At 66.9% G+C, this 18,324-nt stretch carries 20 protein-coding genes; 9 read left to right on the top strand and 11 right to left on the bottom strand.

Features of this window, described 5'->3' with window-relative positions:
- Positions 1-13: 13 nt before the first annotated feature.
- The 8 genes from ACIA8C_RS03510 to cofD all read right to left on the bottom strand — a co-directional run bounded on the left by ACIA8C_RS03510 (position 14) and on the right by cofD (position 6,742).
- A complete protein-coding gene (locus ACIA8C_RS03510) occupies positions 14-1,255 on the bottom strand; it encodes an alkane 1-monooxygenase (RefSeq protein ID WP_397130628.1) in 1,242 nt (413 codons plus the stop codon).
- Between the two features lie 193 nt (positions 1,256-1,448).
- Entirely contained in the window at positions 1,449-2,069 is a 621-nt protein-coding gene (locus tag ACIA8C_RS03505) for a TetR/AcrR family transcriptional regulator (RefSeq protein WP_396992635.1), read from the bottom strand.
- A 40-nt stretch (positions 2,070-2,109) separates the two neighbouring features.
- Positions 2,110-2,292, bottom strand: a complete 183-nt coding sequence (locus ACIA8C_RS03500) for a rubredoxin (protein ID WP_397130627.1) — start codon at positions 2,290-2,292, stop codon at positions 2,110-2,112.
- Positions 2,289-2,462, bottom strand: coding sequence for a rubredoxin (locus ACIA8C_RS03495; RefSeq protein WP_397130626.1), 174 nt, complete (start codon positions 2,460-2,462; stop codon positions 2,289-2,291). The genes ACIA8C_RS03500 and ACIA8C_RS03495 overlap by 4 nt, the downstream gene beginning before the upstream one ends.
- Entirely contained in the window at positions 2,459-3,721 is a 1,263-nt protein-coding gene (locus ACIA8C_RS03490; protein ID WP_397130625.1) for an alkane 1-monooxygenase, read from the bottom strand. Before ACIA8C_RS03490 ends, ACIA8C_RS03495 begins: the two co-directional genes overlap by 4 nt.
- A 170-nt stretch (positions 3,722-3,891) precedes the next feature.
- Complete coding sequence (locus ACIA8C_RS03485; RefSeq protein ID WP_397130624.1) at positions 3,892-4,410, bottom strand: NUDIX hydrolase; 519 nt, start codon at positions 4,408-4,410, stop codon at positions 3,892-3,894.
- Entirely contained in the window at positions 4,407-5,747 is a 1,341-nt protein-coding gene (locus tag ACIA8C_RS03480; RefSeq protein ID WP_397130623.1) for a coenzyme F420-0:L-glutamate ligase, read from the bottom strand. Before ACIA8C_RS03480 ends, ACIA8C_RS03485 begins: the two co-directional genes overlap by 4 nt.
- Positions 5,747-6,742 (bottom strand): 2-phospho-L-lactate transferase, encoded by a 996-nt coding sequence (cofD, locus tag ACIA8C_RS03475; RefSeq protein WP_397130622.1) that lies wholly within the window; start codon positions 6,740-6,742, stop codon positions 5,747-5,749. Before cofD ends, ACIA8C_RS03480 begins: the two co-directional genes overlap by 1 nt.
- Positions 6,743-7,264: 522 nt before the next feature.
- Between cofD and ACIA8C_RS03470 the strand changes: the two genes are divergently transcribed.
- The 7 genes from ACIA8C_RS03470 (at position 7,265) to ACIA8C_RS03440 (ending at position 13,885) form a co-directional block, all read left to right on the top strand.
- Positions 7,265-7,498, top strand: coding sequence for a WhiB family transcriptional regulator (locus ACIA8C_RS03470; protein ID WP_029901515.1), 234 nt, complete (start codon positions 7,265-7,267; stop codon positions 7,496-7,498).
- A 189-nt stretch (positions 7,499-7,687) separates the two neighbouring features.
- On the top strand, positions 7,688-8,167 hold the full coding sequence (locus ACIA8C_RS03465; RefSeq protein ID WP_167768837.1) for a metallopeptidase family protein: 480 nt from the start codon (positions 7,688-7,690) through the stop codon (positions 8,165-8,167).
- A 242-nt stretch (positions 8,168-8,409) separates the two neighbouring features.
- Positions 8,410-8,790 (top strand): DUF3499 domain-containing protein, encoded by a 381-nt coding sequence (locus tag ACIA8C_RS03460; RefSeq protein ID WP_396993298.1) that lies wholly within the window; start codon positions 8,410-8,412, stop codon positions 8,788-8,790.
- 148 nt (positions 8,791-8,938) lie between these two features.
- On the top strand, positions 8,939-10,315 hold the full coding sequence (locus tag ACIA8C_RS03455; protein WP_397130621.1) for a phosphomannomutase/phosphoglucomutase: 1,377 nt from the start codon (positions 8,939-8,941) through the stop codon (positions 10,313-10,315).
- A gap of 118 nt (positions 10,316-10,433) precedes the next feature.
- Positions 10,434-11,636: a tobH protein gene (locus ACIA8C_RS03450; protein ID WP_397130620.1), complete on the top strand. Its 1,203-nt coding sequence runs from the start codon at positions 10,434-10,436 to the stop codon at positions 11,634-11,636.
- Positions 11,636-12,853 (top strand): mannose-6-phosphate isomerase, class I, encoded by a 1,218-nt coding sequence (gene manA / locus ACIA8C_RS03445; RefSeq protein WP_397130619.1) that lies wholly within the window; start codon positions 11,636-11,638, stop codon positions 12,851-12,853. Before ACIA8C_RS03450 ends, manA begins: the two co-directional genes overlap by 1 nt.
- 111 nt (positions 12,854-12,964) lie before the next feature.
- On the top strand, positions 12,965-13,885 hold the full coding sequence (locus tag ACIA8C_RS03440; protein WP_397130618.1) for a cation diffusion facilitator family transporter: 921 nt from the start codon (positions 12,965-12,967) through the stop codon (positions 13,883-13,885).
- Here ACIA8C_RS03440 and ACIA8C_RS03435 read toward each other — a convergent pair.
- Both ACIA8C_RS03435 and ACIA8C_RS03430 read right to left on the bottom strand, forming a co-directional pair.
- Entirely contained in the window at positions 13,882-15,336 is a 1,455-nt protein-coding gene (locus ACIA8C_RS03435; RefSeq protein WP_397130617.1) for a phytoene desaturase family protein, read from the bottom strand. The genes ACIA8C_RS03440 and ACIA8C_RS03435 overlap by 4 nt on opposite strands.
- Before the next feature lie 141 nt (positions 15,337-15,477).
- On the bottom strand, positions 15,478-16,068 hold the full coding sequence (locus tag ACIA8C_RS03430) for a TetR/AcrR family transcriptional regulator (protein ID WP_397130616.1): 591 nt from the start codon (positions 16,066-16,068) through the stop codon (positions 15,478-15,480).
- Positions 16,069-16,199: 131 nt separating this feature from the next.
- Between ACIA8C_RS03430 and ACIA8C_RS03425 the strand changes: the two genes are divergently transcribed.
- Together ACIA8C_RS03425 and ACIA8C_RS03420 are read left to right on the top strand one after the other, a co-directional pair.
- Complete coding sequence (locus ACIA8C_RS03425) at positions 16,200-16,472, top strand: hypothetical protein (RefSeq protein ID WP_397130615.1); 273 nt, start codon at positions 16,200-16,202, stop codon at positions 16,470-16,472.
- Positions 16,469-16,879 (top strand): type II toxin-antitoxin system VapC family toxin, encoded by a 411-nt coding sequence (locus tag ACIA8C_RS03420; RefSeq protein WP_397130614.1) that lies wholly within the window; start codon positions 16,469-16,471, stop codon positions 16,877-16,879. Before ACIA8C_RS03425 ends, ACIA8C_RS03420 begins: the two co-directional genes overlap by 4 nt.
- 58 nt (positions 16,880-16,937) lie before the next feature.
- Here ACIA8C_RS03420 and ACIA8C_RS03415 read toward each other — a convergent pair whose 3' ends face one another.
- Positions 16,938-18,305: a cation:dicarboxylate symporter family transporter gene (locus tag ACIA8C_RS03415; protein WP_397130613.1), complete on the bottom strand. Its 1,368-nt coding sequence runs from the start codon at positions 18,303-18,305 to the stop codon at positions 16,938-16,940.
- Positions 18,306-18,324: the final 19 nt, after the last annotated feature.

Genomic DNA, 18,324 nt, shown 5'->3' with positions numbered 1-18,324 from the left:
GGCAGCCGGACGACTACGCGGCGCCGGACTCCCGCACCTCGGACTCCGCCGAATCCCGCGGTGCCGGGGCCGAACCTGCCTGGGCCGCGGCACGCAGCGTCGCGACGGTCCCGTACTGCTCCAGCAGGCGACGGCGCTTGCGCGGATGGATATTCGCCTTGGTGACGTCGCCGTCGTAGTGCTCGAGTACCCGATGGTCCATGATCGCCCGCCACACCGGCGGCACGATCGCGAACAGAATCATCGTCGCGTACCCGGCGGGCAGCTGCGGTGCCTGCATCGAACTGCGCAGCGTCTGATACCTGCGGCCGGGATTGGCGTGATGGTCGCTGTGCCGCTGCAGATGGAACAGGAAGATGTTGGTGACCAACCGATCGCTGTTCCAGCTGTCGCGCGGCGAGCAGCGTGCGTAGTTCCCGTTCGGGCGCTTGGCCCGCAGCAAGCCGTAATGCTCGATGAAGTTCACCGTCTCCAGCAGCGACGCGCCGATCGCGGCCTGCAAGAACAGCCACGGCAGGATGCCGATACCGAAGATCGCGCACATGGTGCCGAACAGCACCACGCTCATCGACCACGCCTGCAGGATGTGATTGTGCACGCTGAACCAGCGCAGGCCTTTTCGCTGCAGCCGCACCCGCTCCAGCTCGATGGCCGAGCGGAAGCTGCCGAACACGCTGCGCGGCAGGAACTCCCACAGCGTCTCGCCGAGCCGCCCGCTGGCCGGGTCCTCGGGAGTCGCCACCCGCACGTGATGGCCCCGGTTGTGCTCTACGAAGAAATGACCATAGAACGACTGCGCCAGCGCGACCTTGGCCAGCCAGCGCTCCGCGTGCTCGACCCGGTGGCCGAGCTCGTGCGCGGCGTTGATGCCGATGCCGCTGACGAAGCCGAGTGTGGCTGCCAGGCCTAGCTTGTCGACGATGCTCAGCTCGTGACCGGCCCACATGGCGCAGGCGATCAACAGGCCGATCAGTTGAACAGGAAGGAAAAGATAAGTGCACCACCGGTAGTACCGGTCGTTGCTCAGCAACTCGTAATCCTCATCGCGCGGGTTGGTGCCGTCCTCGCCGACAACCCAGTCCAGGACCGGGATGACGATCAACACGATGATTGGACCGATCCACCAGAACACCTTTGCGCCCGTTTGCAACACGAGTTGCGAGGGCAAGAGTGCGCTCAGTGGAGCGATCAAGCCGAAAACCCATAAGTGACGTTTGGGATCAGTAGATACCGCCGGTTTGCCAACCGTTTGCACGTTTGCCCCGCTAAATAGGAACCCTAACTCCGATGTACGAGAATAGTTCCAGACTGTACGGCCATTTCGCAGAACTTGACGGCCGAAACGTGATGAGGGTTACATCCATGGCAGTTGGTTTTTAAGCGGGCTCACAGACGCTTGAAGTCCTGGCTTACTTAGTGCAAACAGACTGGGGTTCTTCAGGGTTCGATCAGTGATCGATCCGGGCCGCCAGAATCGCCTCGACGTACGGACTCAGCAACGCACTCAACTCTCCCGGCGCGTCCTGTCCGGGACCCGGCGGCGTCGGGATGTAGCTCATCGCGATGCGAACGAGCGCGTGCGCGATGATCTCCGATTCGGCTGCGGTGGCCGCCACCCAGCTGTGCTGGAAAGCCAGGGACAGGCGGCCGGTCGCTTGGGCGAGCAACGGCCCAGCATCAAGGGTGATGAGCCGCAGCAGATCCAATTTCACCTCGCCGGCGAGCAGTGATTGCACCAGCGGATCGGACGCGGCGTCAACAAAGAAATTGGTCATTCCCTCACGGAACGCCGCGCGCACATCACCGACATTGCCGGTGATCGCCGCGTCCACATGATCGACCAGATCGTCGGCTAGGCGCAGCGCGTACGACTGCGCGAGGCCACTGCGGGAACCGAACTCGTTGTAGAGCGTCTGCCTGCTCACCCCGGCCTTGGCCGCCACATCACCGAGGGTGATCTTGGACCAGTCCCGTTCGGTGAGTAGTTCGCGCATCGCCCCGAGGACCGAGGCGCGCAAGAGTTCACGCGCCGCCTCCTGATAGGGGATGCGGGTTCCGGAGCGCGGCATACCGGCGACACTGTCACGGGCGGTTCCCGCAGTCAAAACCTCACGACCGTTCGATTTCGACCATGAAGAAGTCGGCCTTGGCCGCGCCACAGTCCGGACAGGTCCAGTCGTCGGGGATATCGTCCCAGCGCGTTCCCGCGACGATCCCGTCTTCCGGCCAGCCCTTGGCCTCGTCGTATTCGAAGCCACATTGAATGCACTGAAAGAGTTTGTAATCTGTCACTTAACAGCTCCCATCGGTTCGAAGTCGATCTTTTCCCGGACACCGCAGTCCGGGCAGCACCAGTCATCGGGAATTTTTGCCCAGGAGGTTCCCGGGGGAAATCCTTCGTGCGGCGCACCTTTCGCCTCGTCGTAAACGTAATCACAGACGGGGCAGCGAAAACGCGTCATGCCCGCACCTCGCCGGTCGCGGCACCGCCTTGGTAGCGGGCAATGATCTTGTCCCGCTTCGCCGGGTGGATGTTCGCGCGCGTGATGTCCCCGTGATAGTGCGCGAGCACCCGCTTGTCCATCACCCGGCGCCACAGCGGCGGGAAATAGGCCAGCAGGATCATGCTGGCGTAGCCGCTCGGCAGGTTCGGCGCACCGTCCCAGCTGCGCAGCGTCTGGTAACGCCGGGTCGGGTAGGCGTGATGGTCGCTGTGCCGCTGCAGGTGGTACAGGAAGATATTGGTCACGATGTGGTCACTGTTCCAGCTGTGCACCGGCGCGGGCCGCTCGTACCGGCCCGACGAAGTGCGTTGCCGGACAAGGCCGTAGTGCTCCAGGTAGTTGACCGCCTCGAGCAGGCTGAACCCGACCACCGCCTGCAGCACCAGGTAGGGCAGCAGGGCGATGCCGAACACCGCGACCAGGACCACGTACAGCAGCGCCGACATCAGCCATGCGCTCAGCACCTCGTTCCGCAGGCTCCACGGCTTCTTGTCGAGCCGCGCGAGGCGAGCCTTCTCCAACCGCAACGAGGACGTCAGGCTGCCCCATACGGTGCGCGGCCAGAAGGCCCAGAAGCTTTCGCCGACACGGGAACTCGCCGGATCTTCCGGCGTCGCGACGCGCACGTGATGGCCGCGATTGTGCTCGATATAGAAATGCCCGTAGCACGATTGGGCCAGCGCGATCCTGGACAACCAGCGCTCGAGCTGAACCTTCTTGTGCCCCAATTCATGTGCGGTATTGATGCCGATGCCGCCGAGCATGCCGACCGTGATCGCCAAGCCGATCTTGTCGACCAGGTGCAGGCCATTGTCGAAGCCGAGCCAGCTCACCTGGTCGGCGGTGATCAAATAGCAGGCCATGATCAGCGACGCGTACTGGAACGGCAAATACAGATAGGTGAGATATCGGTAGTACTTGTCGTGCTCCAGGTACTCCATCACCTCATCCGGCGGGTTGTCACCGTCGGGACCAAAGAATATGTCCGCCAACGGAATCAGGATGTACACCAGAATCGGCCCGAGCCAGAACGGCACCTGGGCAAGGTGACTCCAGCCAATTGCGTTGAGCGCCAGGATCAGTGGAATCCCGATCAGGAAAAGGCCGGTGGGGGCGAACAACCCCCACAGCCACATGTAGCGCTTGCGATCGCGCCAGTCCGGGGTGGTCGCCGGCTGCGCGGACGTGTCGGCCTCTGTCGACATCGTTGTCTCCAATCCAAAAGCGGCACGTCACGAGTGACATGCGTTACCTCTGAAATGGACGATAGAACTCGATTTGTCGTTTGTCTAGACAAATCAGCTGATTTGTAAAGCCATACTGGTGACGCGAACGCAAACACCCCGGTCGGAGCGAGTCGGGCCGGGGTGTTGGTTGTTGAGGGGGGTTACCGCAGCAGCACGTCGGAGTTCGCGGGCAGCGCACCGACCGGCCACCAGCGCAGGTCGGTCGACTCCGCGCTGCGCACCGGGACGGCACCCGCGGGCGCGGTGATCCGGAACAGCAGATCGAGATGCCTGGTCGGCACGCCGAGCGAGCAGGTGATCGGATGCGCCTGGGCCCCATACAGTTCCGGCTCCAGCCGCAACCCGTCGATGCCCGACTCCTCGATCGCCTCACGCAGCGCGGCGCCCGCCACCGTGTCGTCGCTTTCCTCGCAGTGGCCGCCGAGCTGGATCCAGCTGCCGACCCGGGGATGCAGGGTCAGCAGCACCTCGCGCTCGTCGTGCGAGAAGACCACCGCCGAGGCGGTGATGTGCCCCGGCGCGTGCTCGCGCAGGCAGCCGCGCGGGGCCGAGCCGAGGAACGCGAGCATCGCCTGCCGCAGCGATTGGTCGGCGCCCTCGGCGGGAGACCAGGTTTCGAGTAGTTCCGTGGCCGAGGCGTGCAGCGAAGCCGCGGTCACAATTCCACAAGCCCGAACCCGGCCCCAGCCACCGAGCGCGGCGTGAGCTCCTCGAGCGGATGGCCGATGGCGATGGCGCCCAACGGATTCCAGTCGTCATCGAGACCGAGCACGTCGCGGGTGAGCTCCGGCGCGAAGATGGTTGACCCGATCCAGCAGCTGCCGAGCCCCTCGGTGGCCAGCGCGACCAGCAGACCCTGCACCGCCGCGCCGACCGCGACGGTGAACATGGTGCGCTCGTTCGCCCGGCGCCGCTCGTCCGGATAGGCGTGCGCGCCATCCGGCACACAGAACGGGATGATCACCTCGGGCGCGTCGAAAAGGATTCGGCCACGGGCGATTCGGCGCTCCACCCGATCGGGTGCCAGCCCGTCCGCGGTGAGATCGGCACGCCACTTCTCGGCCATCGCCGCCAACAGCTCGGCCCGCAGACCCGGCTTGCGCAGCCACACGAAGCGCACCGGACGGGTGTGATGCGGCGCGGGTGCGGTCAGTGCCACCGCGACCGCGGCGCGGATCCGTTCGGGATCGACCGGGGTATCGGCGAATTGGCGGATCGAGCGGCGCAGCAGCACCGCCTCGCGGCGGCCCCGGTCGATCGCCTCGGCGGTGCCGAGCCAGAACAGGTCATCGACGCCGCCGCGCAACAGATCCGCCGCGCTGGATCCGTCGTCGGTGATCGGCAGCCCGCGCACCACCGCGACCGGCACGCCGCCCAGCTTGCCCTTCACCAGATCGGCCGCGGCGGCCAGCTCGTCCGCGATCGCGACCTGGGTGACGTGCAGCTCGTTGCCCTGCCCGTCCACCGCGCCCGTGTAGTCGTGCAGCACCCGCAGGCCGGAGGCGCCGATCGCGGTGTCGGTCTGGCCGTTGCGCCAGGCCCGGCCCATGGTGTCGGTGACGACCACGGCGACCCGCACGCCGAGCCGCTCGGCCAGCGCCGACCGCAATGCCTTCGCGCTGGCGTCGGGATCGGCGGGCAGCAGGACCAATTCGCCCTGTTCGACATTGGAGCCGTCGATGCCGGACGCGGCCTGCACGATGCCGAGCTTGTTCTCGGTGATCAGGGTGCGGCCCTTGCGCGCGAGCACCCGCACCGCCTCCTGCTCGACCAGGGCGCGGCGCATCGCGTCGCGCTCTTCCGGATCCAGCGGCGCCTCGACGATGCGCCCCTCGACCTTTGCGACGATCTTGCTCGTCACCACGAGCACATCCCCATCGGCCAGCCAGGGCGCGCGGTCGGCGATGTGCTGAGCGAGGTCGTCGCCGGGACGGAACTCCGGCAGCCCCGTGATCGGCAGGATGCTCAGCTCGCCTGCCGCGTGATCGATGGTCATTACTTCACTCCCGCGAGGTCCAGCGCCTCCCGCACCATCTCGGCGGTGGTCGGCGGATCGGTCATCAACAGCGGCACGCTGCGTACTTCGACACCGGGCACGTCCGCGGTATCGGTGGTGTGGATAAGCCAACCATCCAAAATGCCGGTGGCCGAGCGGGCCCCGTAGTAACGCCCGATCGCCTCGGCGGTCGTCTCGACCCCGATCACCGACAGACACTCGTCGGCCATCCCGCGCAGCGGTCTTCCGTCGATCACCCCCGAAATTCCGATCACCTTGGCGTCGGTCGTGCGCAGTGCGCCACGAATACCGGGCACCGCGAGGATGGCGCCGATGCTCACCACCGGGTTCGAGGGAGCGAGCAAGACCACATCCGCCGACTCTATGATCTCGATCACATTCGGGGCCGGTTTGGCATCCTCTGCCCCAATTGTGGCGAATCCATGGGTCTCGATGTTCGCCCGATAGCGAACCCACCACTCCTGAAAATGGATCGCGCGACGTTCGCCAGGGTTGTCAGGGTCGCTCACAACCACATGCGTTTCACACCGATCGTCGGTTGCCGGGATCAGTTTCACGCCGGGCTGCCACCTGTTGCAGAGCGCCTCGGTCACCGCGGACAGCGGGTACCCGGCACGCAGCATTTCGCTCCGGACCAGGTGGGTGGCGAGGTCGCGATCACCGAGACCGAACCAGTCCGGCTGCGCGTTGTACTTCGCCAGCTCTTCCTTGGCGTGCCAGGTCTCGGCGGGCCTGCCCCAGCCGCGCTCGGTATCGATGCCGCCACCGAGGGTGTACATGCAGGTATCAAGGTCAGGACAGATTCGGAGGCCATGCATCCAGACGTCGTCACCGACGTTGACGATCGCGGAGACATCGGCATCGGGCAGCAGTTCCCGGACGCCCTGGAGGAAGCGGGCGCCGCCGACACCCCCGACCAGGACGGCAATCCGTGGCCCGCCGACGGGTTCGGTGTCCGCTTGAAGGGAAGTCACATCCGCACAGCCTATGCGCTGTCGGACCGGGCGATGTTCGGGCCATAGTTGCTGGTCATTTGCCCTACTCCGACTCAAGATCATCTTCGAAAACGTTCGCGGATAGTAACGGAATAGCGACGGCCGCTTGACCATCGACACGTCCGGCGTGTCTAATCACAGTCATGTCATTTCGGGTTCGCGCGAGAGTGCAAGGCGCGAACGGCTTTTCGAACAGATGTTCGCATCGAGATGACGAGCTCGGGGACGTCCGCGGGACAACGTCGCGGGGTATGGCCGTCGGTAAGCGTGTTGGTCCGACGGATCGAATCATTCTGCGCTAACACACAGTGAGGAGGCGGAGCGATGGCCAACGAGATGGTCTCGCCGACCGATTCCACAGCAGGCGCAGCACGTGGCGTCTGCGCAGACAACGGCTGGATCGATCGTGAGGGGGGTGACGAAGTCCCGATGGTTCAACCTGACCAGGGTGACGAAGCGTCAGCGCCCCGGCTCAGCCTGATCGTCACGGGCTTCGACGAGATGTTCGAATCCATCGAAGAGCAGTGGCAAGAGCGTGCCCTGTGCGCGCAGACCGATCCGGAGGCGTTCTTCCCAGAGAAGGGCGGCTCGACTCGCGAGGCGAAACGGATCTGCATGGGCTGCGAGGTGCGCGACGAGTGCCTGGAATACGCACTCGCCCACGATGAGCGCTTCGGCATCTGGGGTGGCCTCTCCGAACGGGAGCGCCGCCGCCTCAAGCGTGGCATCGGCTAGAAAAGACTTGGGTTGACCCCCGAGTTATCCGTAAGCGCGACAAGTCGCCACGGCGGCAACGATTCTCGCGAGACACGGGTAGCTCCGGGGGTACGCCCACCCCTCGCCCGAAGCCCGTCGGCAGGCAACACGGCCGACGCGGGCAGCACTGGGTTCGCGGGCGCCGGGCGGGCTGACTAGGTTTTACCCATGGCACGTTCCCGGAATCGTCGTCCACCGACCGCGCGGTCGGTGATCCGCCGTGGTCGCGGGGTACGTGGGCCGATGTTGCCGCCCACGGTGCCCGCCTGGCGCACCAGGGGCCAGAAGTTCGACCGGCTGGTGCTCGAGGCGTTCGCCCCACTGGACACGCGCTGGCACGACCGGCTCACCAAACTCGATATCGCGGTCGACGACGTGCCGAAAATCCGTCCGCTGCACCCCGATTCGGTCACCTGGCCGGACGAAGTCGTCGCCGACGGCCCGGTGCCGCTGTCCCGGCTCATCCCGGCAGGCGTCGACCGGCACGGCACGGCGACCCGCGCCAGGGTGGTGCTGTTCCGCAAGCCACTCGAGCTGCGCGCCAGCGATCCCGACGATCTGGTCGACCTGCTGCGCGAGGTGCTTGTCCAGCAGATCGCCACCTATCTCGGCGTCGACCCGGACATCATCGACCCCGAACCCGAGTAAAGACAGACCAAGCCGCGCGCACCTCGGTAACGAATGTTGTTGCGAGCGGCGATAACTGATTACCGACACCGCGTGCGCGGCCCGCAGACCGCGCACCGAAACCACCTCGGGTGCCACCGCACGGCCCGAGGCCCCTCGCCCGTCTCCGGCAGCCGCCGCGTGACGGGAGTTTTTGCCCGGTTCCTGAGCGTGTCTATCCACATCGGCACGCCGGGAGGGTTACTCTCATCGGCGTGATCCCCATGCGTCGTTGCTGCCGTCCAGGTTGCAAGAATCCGGCCGTCGCGACGCTCACCTATGTGTACTCGGACTCGACCGCCGTCGTCGGACCGCTCGCGACCGTCGCCGAACCACACTCCTGGGATCTCTGCGAAACACACGGCTCCCGCATCACCGCCCCGAAGGGCTGGGAAATGGTTCGCCACGAAGGCGGATTCTCCTCCAGCACACCGGATGACGACGACCTGACCGCGCTCGCCGAAGCGGTCCGCGAGGCCGGCCTGCGCCGCCGCCCGCCCGAACACGACCAGCGCGGCTACCGTGACTACGCCCCGCCGCCGCAGCGCACCACGCGCACCGGCCGCCGGGGACACCTCCGGGTACTTCCGGACCCGCCTTCCTGAAAACCGCGCACCGGCCCAAACCCTTGCGTCCCTACGCCGCCTGCCATCCGCTGTGCTCAACCCACCCCGTCGGCTACGCCGCCTGCCACCCCCTGTGCTCAACCCACCCCGTCGGCTACGCCGCCCGCCATCCCCTAGGGTGGTCACCATGACAGTCGCCCGCTCCGCCGAATTCGTAAACGCGGTGATCAAGGCTTACGACGTTCGCGGTGTGGTCGGTGAACAGATCGACGCCGAATTCGTCAGGGACATCGGCGCATCCTTCGCCAGGCTGATGCGCGCGGAAGGCGCGACGCGGGCCGTCATCGGACACGACATGCGCGACTCCTCCCCCGAGCTGTCCAACGCCTTCGCCGACGGTGTGCTCGCCCAGGGCCTCGACGTGGTGCACATCGGGCTCGCGTCCACCGATCAGCTGTACTTCGCCTCCGGCAGCCTGAACTGCCCCGGCGCCATGTTCACCGCGAGCCACAACCCGGCCCGCTACAACGGCATCAAGATGTGCCGCGCCAAAGCCATTCCGGTGGGCCAGGACACGGGCCTGGCCACCATCAAGACCGAGGTCGCCGAGGGCGTGCCCGGCTACGACGGGCCGCACGGCACCGCCACCAGCGTCGACCTGCTCGCCGATTACGCGACCTTCCTGCGCGGCCTGGTCGATCTGTCCGCGGTCCGCCCGCTCACCATCGCGGTGGACGCGGGCAACGGCATGGGCGGCCACACCGTGCCCGCCGTGTTCGACGCGCTGCCGCAGGTGACCATCGTCCCGCTGTACTTCGAGCTGGACGGCTCGTTCCCGAACCACGAAGCCAACCCGCTCGATCCGAAGAATCTGGTCGATCTGCAAGACCTGGTGGTGAAGTCGGGCGCCGACATCGGTCTCGCCTTCGACGGCGACGCCGACCGCTGCTTCGTGGTCGACGAGAAGGGCGACCCGGTGTCCCCGTCCACCATCACCGCGCTGGTCGCCGAGCGCGAGCTGGTCAAGGAGCCCGGCGCGGTCATCATCCACAACCTGATCACCTCGCACGCGGTACCCGAGCTGGTCACCGCGCTCGGCGGCACCCCGGTGCGCACCAGGGTCGGCCACTCGTTCATCAAGCAGCAGATGGCCTCGACCGGCGCGGTGTTCGGCGGCGAGCACTCCGCGCACTACTACTTCCGCGACTTCTGGGGCGCCGACTCCGGCATGCTCGCGGCGCTGCACGTGCTTGCCGCACTCGGTGAGAAGGACCGGCCGGTCTCGGAGCTGATGGCGGCATATGAAACGTATGCGGCCTCCGGAGAGATCAATTCCACAGTGCCGGACGCGAAGGAGCGGACGATGGCTGTGGTTGAGGCATTCGGGGATCGGACGATCTCGGTGGATAGGCTGGACGGCGTGACCATCCAGCTGGCCGACGACGCCTGGTTCAATCTGCGCGCGTCGAATACCGAACCGCTGCTCAGGCTGAACGTCGAAGCCAGATCGCCGGAAGAAGTAGACGTACTCGTAACAGAGATTCTGAGCATCGTCCGCTCCTGACTGGAATAGTGGAATCACAGGCCTTGGATTCGCCCGACTCGGGCCCGGCGTGGCAGCTGACCCGGGAGCGAGCGAGGGCGGAAACGACTCAGCGCGATGAGGGGAGGTGGGACGCCCGATGATCGCTGGAACACCTGTACTCGATCTGGATGACGCCGCTTCGCTGGAGGCGGCCGATACTGGCGGCGCCCTGCGCTCGGCCGCCTCCGGCGGCGCTCAGGTCCGTGCCACCGCGGCAGCCGTCGGCGAGGCCGCGCTCGCGCGGCTGGAGGGACTGCGACCGCGCAGCGTGGTGCTGGTCTCCGGCTCGGGCCGGGCCGCCCGCGCCGCGAGCCTGCTCGTCGCCGCGCTCGGTGATCGTGCGGGTCTGCCCGTCGTGCCCGTCACCGCGCTGCCGCCCTGGGTCGGACCGCTCGACGTTGTCCTGGTCGCCGGTGACGACGCGGGCGATCCGCGCCTGACCGACTCGGTGGACCGGGCGCTGCGCCGCGGCGCCGAGGTGGTCGTCGCCGCACCCATCGAGGGACCGATGCGTGCCGTCGTGGCAGGCCGGGCCGCCGTACTTGCGCCTCGGGTCCAGGTACTCGATCACAACCGGCTGCTGCGCTTCCTGGCCGCCGGAATCGCCGTCCTGCGCGCGGTCGACCCGCAACGCAGCGGCACGCTCGTGCCCGACCTCACCGAGCTGGCCGATGTGCTCGACGCCGAGGCGTTGCGGGCCGGGCCGACCAACGAGGTCTTCCGCAACCCGGCCAAGACCCTCGCCTCCCGCATGCATCAGCGTGGCGTCGTACTGGCGGGTGACTCCCCCGCCGCGGCCGAGCTGGCCGAGCACGGCGCCGAGGTGCTGCTGCAGTCGGCGGGCCGAGTCGCCACCGCGGTGGATCTGGCCGAGGCGGTGGCCGCCAAGTCCCGAATGGTCGAGGCCGCAGGCGAATCCGCGCCCGGCTTCGATCCGCTGTTCCACGACGAGGAGCTCGACGGCCCGGCGCAGGTGGAACGCATCCGGGTGTTCGTGCTCAGCGCCGACCCCGACCAAGCGGCCGCGCGCCGCCGGATCGCCGTGTTCGGCGGTGGCGGGTCGAGCCTGGTCGACGCCGACCTGGTGAACGCCGAACTCGACCTGCTGCATACCGGCCTCATCGACCCCTCGGTGCCCGTACCGCCGCGCTCCGAGGAGCCCGCTCCCGGCTCCGGCGGCGAACTCGAACAGTTCGCCGTGCTCGCCGTGCGACTGGAAATGGCCGCCGCCTACCTACGGCTGATCGGAACCCGCGGCACCGCGACCGACAGCCAAGGGCAGTTCGGGGGAAGCTACTAGTGCACGAACTCGTTGGTGCGCTGCGCTCGTATGCCTGGGGCTCGCGCACCGCGCTCGCTCAGCTGTGCGGCCGTCCCGTTCCGTCCGCGCATCCGGAGGCCGAACTGTGGTTCGGCGCGCATCCGGCCGATCCCGCGCACGTCCTGGTCGACGGCGATCCCCGATCGCTGCTCGATTTCGTCGCCGAGGATCCGCAGCGCGAATTGGGCCGCGCCGCGCAGGAATTCGACGGCAAGCTGCCTTTCCTGCTGAAGATCCTGGCCGCCGAGGAGCCGCTCTCGCTGCAGGCGCACCCGAGCACCGCGCAGGCGCGCGCCGGTTTCGAGCGGGAGAACCGCACCAAGGTGCCGCTGGACTCGCCGATGCGCAACTACCGCGACGACAACCACAAGCCGGAACTGGTGGTGGCACTGGATCGGTTCGAGGCGCTCGCCGGCTTCCGCGACCCGCACCGCACCGTCGAACTGCTCAGGGCGTTGCAGGTCGACGGACTGGGGTCGTTCGCCAACCTGCTTGCCGCGCAACCGGATTCCGACGGGCTGCGCACCCTGTTCACCACCTGGATCACGCTGCCCCAGCACGTGCTCGCCACGCTGCTGCCCGAGGTGCTCGACGGCTGCGTGCGGTACCTGTCCGGAAAAGGCAAGCGCGAGTTCATCCCTGAGGCGCGCACCACCCTCGAACTCGCCGAGGCTTACCCCGGCGACGCCGGCGTGCTCGCGGCGCTGCTGCTGAACCGGCTGACGCTGGAACCCGGCCAGGGACTGTTCCTCGCGGCCGGCAATCTGCACGCCTACCTGCGCGGACTCGGCGTGGAGATCATGGCCAACTCCGACAACGTGCTGCGCGGCGGCCTCACCCCCAAACACGTCGACGTGCCGGAACTGTTGCGGGTGCTCGACTTCGAGCCGATCAACCTGCCCGTCGTGCTGCCGGAACCGGCGGGCGACGGATCGGTGCGCTACCGCACGCCCGCGCCGGAATTCGAGCTGCGCCGCTTCGACCTCACCGCTGGCTCGGCCCAGGTGCCGCTCACCGCGGCGGGTCCAGGCATCGTGCTGTGCACGGCGGGCTCGGTGCGGCTGCTGCAAGGCGCGTCCGAACTGACGCTGGAGCGCGGCGCGGCCGCGTGGATCTCGGCCGCCGACACCGACATTCGCGCTCGCGCGCTGGACGGCGCGGCCCAGCTCTTCTGCGCCTGCGTCGGCAAGCTCTGATTCGGCGCGCATTCCCGCGACCGCGGTGATCGGCCGGGCATCGGGCTCTCGGATGCCAGCACACGCTAAGTTAGCCAGGATCGGGCAATTCGGAGAGAGGACGTCCAGGGCATGTCGGCTGGTGGTGGCAAGAAGGCGATTCTCGCCGCGTTGTCGGCGAACGCGGGGATCGCCGTTGCGAAGTTCGCCGGCGCGCTGATCACCGGTTCCGGGTCGATGCTCGCCGAGGCGGTGCACTCGGTCGCCGACACCGGCAACCAGGCGCTGCTGCTGCTCGGTCAGCAGCGCGCCGCGCAGCAGGCCGACGCGCTGCACCCGTTCGGGTACGCACGCAACCGCTACTTCTACTCGTTCATCGTCGCGCTGGTGCTGTTCACCCTTGGTTCCGGATACGCGCTCTACGAGGGCGTGCACAAGGTGCAGCATCCGGAGGAACTGAGCTCGCCGATCGTGGCGATCGTCATCCTGTTCATCGCGATCGCGCTGGAGTCCTACAGCTTCCGGACCGCGATGCGGGAGTCCGCGCCGCTCAAGGGCGACGCGAGCTGGTGGCGGTTCATTCGTAACTCGCGCAGCCCGGAACTGCCGGTGGTGCTGCTGGAGGACACCGGCGCGCTCATCGGCCTGGTGTTCGCCTTCGCGGGCGTCGGGCTGACCATGCTCACCGGCAACGCGGTGTGGGACGGTGTCGGCACCCTGGCCATCGGCGCCTTGCTCGGCGTCATCGCCGTCGTGCTGATCGTGGAGATGCAGAGCCTGCTCATCGGTGAGGGCGCGACCCCCGCCGAGGACCGCCTCATCCGGGAGAACCTGGTCGACGGTGACCGCATCGACCGCGTGATCCACCTCAAGACCCAATACCTCGGTCCCGAAGAGCTTTTGGTGGCCGCCAAGATCGGCGCGGTGCCCGGCCTCGACGTCGCTCAGCTCGCCAAGGCCATCGATGACGCGGAAGCGCGAGTCCGCGCCGCCGTTCCCGCCGCACGCGTCATGTACCTCGAACCCGACCTCTACCGCACCGGGCCCGTCTAGGCGCCGCGGAGCAGGTCCAGCGGGTCGGTGGTGATGTCGAAGCGCTGGCGCAGCACGTGGCGGGCGGCGTGCAGGCCGGACATGCCGTGCACGCCTGGGCCGGGCGGGGTCGACGAGGAGCACAGATATACGCCGGGAAGTGGTGTGGCGTAAGGGTTCCAGCGTGGGGTGGGACGGAAGGCGAACTGGCGCAGGGTCATCGCGCCCGCCGAGATGTCGCCGCCGATGTAATTGGCGTTGTGCGCGGGCATTTCGGCGGCGGTGTAGACGTGCTTCGCGAGGATCAGGTCGCGGAAGCCAGGAGCGAAGCGCTCGACCTGGGCGATGACCGCCTCGCTGACGTCCAGGGTCGAACCGTTCGGCACGTGGGCGTAGGTGTAGAAGGTGTGCTTGCCCGCCGGTGCCCTGGTCGAATCGACAACACCGGGCTGGATGGACAGCACATAGGGCCGCTGCGCGTGTTGCCCCGCGGCGACCGCGTGTTCGGCGGTCATCGCCTCGGCACGGGTACCGATCAGATGCAGCGATCCGGCGCGGTCGAGGCCATCTGCCTGCCACGGCACCGGGCCGGCCAGCGCGAAATCGACCTTGCACGCGGCACCGCCGTAGCGGAAACGCCTGAGCCGCTTGGCGTATCGGTCCGGCAGCCGATGACCCGCGATGCGAATCAATTCCGCGGGCGTGAGATCGAGGACGACCGCGCGAGCGTCGTCGAACTGCCCGAGCGAGTCGACGCGGTGTCCCGTGTGCACCCGGCCGCCGAGGCGTTCGAGCTCCGCGATCAGCGCATCGGGGATCGCCTGGCTGCCACCCCGCGGAATCACCCAGCCGCCCGCGTGGGCCAGCGTGCTGAGCAGCAGTCCGGCGCCCGCGGCGGGCACCCGGCGCGGCGGGGTGATCGCGTGCGTGGCGACGCCGGTCAGCAACGCGGGGGCGACGTCGTCGCGAAACCTGGTGTTCCACAACGGCGATCCCTGCTCGAGCGTCCGCAGGCCGAACCGCACCGCGGTCAGCAGGTCCTTCGGCGGGCGGCGCAGATCCGACATCGCCAGGTCGACAACCGACTCCCAGTGCCGCACCAGCGGTTCGAACAGCGAGCGCCAGGTGGCACCGTCGCGGCCGAGGCCATCGACGGTTCGCTCCAGATCGCGCCAGGCCACTCCGGCCGTGCCGCCGTCCATCGGATGACCGTAGGACGCCTCCGGCGTGAGCAGCTGCACGCCGTGCGCCGCGAGATCGAACGCGCGGAAGAACGGGGAGGCCAACGCCATCGGATGCGCACCGGCACACACGTCGTGGTGAAATCCGGGCAACGTCAGCTCGGCCGTCCGCGACCCGCCGCCCGCCGCGAATTCGGCCTCATAGACCTCCACCGAGAGCCCGGCCTTCGCCAGGATCACCGCGGCGGCGAGACCATTCGGCCCAGAACCGACGACCACAACATCAGGCATATCCCCACGCTACCGATCGGGACTCGCTCGCTCGCGAAATGCGCGTCCGATCACACCCGACTCGGCCGGTCGGCGGCGGAGGCGACTGGCACCGCAGGTTCGATTCGCTGAGCGGGAACAGGATTCGCCCACGATGCGGGACTATGCGGAATCCGCGCCGACTGCGGCCAGCCATTCGCCGACGAGGATGTCGAGGCGTTGTTCACGCAGGTCCGGGCGGAGGCGACCGCCGCGGTCGAGGGTCGCGAGGCCGTGCATCGCACTCCAGGCCACCTCGGTCCTGGCACCGACGTCCGCCTCGTCGACGAACGGACGGAACAGGGCCTCCAGCTCGGCGAAGGCGTCGACCAGCGGCTGCGGCGCGTCCAGGCCGAAAACCAGATCGAGGTTCATCATGAACATCGCCTCGTACCGGGCCGGGTTGGCGGCCGCGAAATCCAGATAGGCGCGGGTGACGCGGTACAGCGCGTCGGCCGGGCTCGTCGCCTCGGCGTGCCCCCGGCGCATCGCGGAGGTCAGATCGACGATCCCCTGCAGCGCCACCGCCGTCACGATGGCCGATTTGCCCGCGAAATGGCTGTAGAGCACCGGCTGGCTGTACTCGATCCGCTCGGCCAGCTTGCGCACCGTCACCGCTTCCCAGCCCCGCGCTTCCGCCAGCTCACGCGCGGTATCGATGATCTGCTGATGGCGTTCGGCCCGTTCACGTTCCTTGCGGGTCTGGGGACTCATGCCCAAATTCTAGCAGCGCTAGACAAGCTATCGAGGCTCCGTTCGATCCCGAATCAACTGTCCGGTGGCGGCGTCCTGAAACTGGTCGGCACCTATATCCGGATCAACCAGCTGCTCAGTAGACTCAGGACATGACCGCAGCACACAACGAGTACGAAGAGGTCCATCGCCTGGTGGATCATCTGTCGGCCAATCAGGTTCGGCGGTTGCGGTTGCTCGTCGCTGACGACCCCGAGCTCGGCAAGATCGCCGGTGCGCTTGCCGAAGCCCATACAGACCAAGCATCCGACATCAGCAAACCGCGTCGCCGGTCCTTGGGCTTCATCGGCACCCTTGAAGCAGAGCCCGATCTAGCCGAGCGATCGGCCGAAATAGTTCGAGAGGGCCTTGGCGGCACTGAATGATCGTCCTGGACACCGGGCCGATCGTCGCCGCGATAAACAGTCGAGATAATCGACACCAGCAATGCGCTGACCTGCTCGAGACGGCTGAGGGTCCGCTGATCGTGCCCGCACCAGTAGTGACCGAGGTCTGCTACCTGTTGGAGCAACGCAGCGGCACGCACGCCGAGGCGATGTTCATTGCCGCGCTGCTGGATGGCGGACTCGAACTGGAGGCACTGACGCACGCCGACTTACGGCGGGTGCACGAACTGATCCTGAAATACGCCGACCTGCCGCTCGGATCGGTGGACGCATCAGTCATCGCTGTGGCCGAACGGTTGAACGCGAAGAACGTGGCGACACTGGACCTCAAGCATTTCCGCTTGGTGCGACCTCGCCATCTGTCCGCATTCAACCTGCTGCCTTGACCCCGGACATGGCGAAGGGCCCGCAGATCCTGCGGGCCCTTCGTGTTTCACAGAGCAGCTAGGCCGAGACCAGGTCCTTGGTCTCGGGCCCCTGCTGCGGCTGCGCGGCGTGGTCGTTGTCGACCATGGTTTGTTCGTCGAACGGCAGTTTGCGATCGAGTACTTCGCGGGTGCGGTCGACGTCGATGGTTTTGGTCCAGGTGCCGATGAGCACGGTGGCGACGGCGTTGCCGGAGAAATTGGTGAGGGCGCGGGCCTCGGACATGAAGCGGTCGATGCCGACGATCAGGCCGACGCCGTCCAGCAATTCGGGGCGGTGGCTCTCCAGGCCGCCTGCCAGGGTGGCCAGGCCTGCGCCGGTGACACCGGCCGCGCCCTTGGACGCGACGATCATGAACACCAGCAGGCCGATCTGCTCGCCGATGTTGAGCGGTTTACCCATCGCGTCCGCGATGAACAAAGAGGCCATTGTCAGGTAAATTGCAGTGCCGTCCAGATTGAACGAATAACCGGTCGGCACAACCACACCCACGGTCGTCCGCTCGACGCCCATGTGCTCCATCTTCGCGATCAACCGAGGCAACGCCGACTCGGACGACGAGGTCGCGAGGATCAACAGGTATTCGCGGGCCAGATAGCGGACCAGCTTCAGTATCGACACCCGAGCAATCGCCCACATCATCACCCCGAGCACGCCGAACACGAATATCAAGCAAGTCAGGTAGAACGCGATCATCAACGTTGCCAACTTCAGCACGGCGTCCAGACCACTCTTACCGACCAGATTCGCGATCGCGCCGAAGGCACCGATCGGCGCCAGCCACAGAATCATCACCAGCACGCGGAACACGAGCTTCTGTATCACTGCCACGCCACGCACGATCGGCTCGCCGGTTTTGCCCATGGCCTGCACCGCGAAACCGACAAGCAGCGCGATGAACAGCGCCTGCAAGGTGCTGCCCGAAGTCAACGAGGACAGCATTGTCGTCGGAACGATGCTGGTGAGAAAGTCCCAGGTGCCGCCGGCGCCGTGTGCGTTCCTCGCGAGATCATGGCCCGCATTGACCGTCTTACCGACATTCAACCCGGTGCCTGGCGAAATCACATTGCCGACAACAAGCCCGATGATCAACGCGACGGTCGACATCACCATGAAGTACGCGATGGTCAACCCGCCGACCTTGCCGACCGTAGCCGCCGACCGGATCGACCCGATGCCGAGCACGATGGTGCAGAAGATGACCGGCGCGATCATCATCTTGATCAGGTTGACGAAAATGGTGCCGAGCGGAGCAACCGATTGCCCGAACCCGGGCGCGAGCCAGCCCACCAGAATTCCCGCGATGACCGCGACGATGACGGCCAGATACAGCCAGTGGGTGCGGTCACGCTTGCGCGGTGGTGCTTCCGGTGTTGCTTCGCTCATAAGTGGTGATGTCCTCCGA

Source organism: Nocardia sp. NPDC051321 (assembly GCF_044455225.1).
Taxonomy (GTDB): domain Bacteria; phylum Actinomycetota; class Actinomycetes; order Mycobacteriales; family Mycobacteriaceae; genus Nocardia.
The sequence above is the reverse complement of the archived record's forward strand: the minus strand, read 5'-3'. Positions and strand labels throughout refer to the sequence as shown.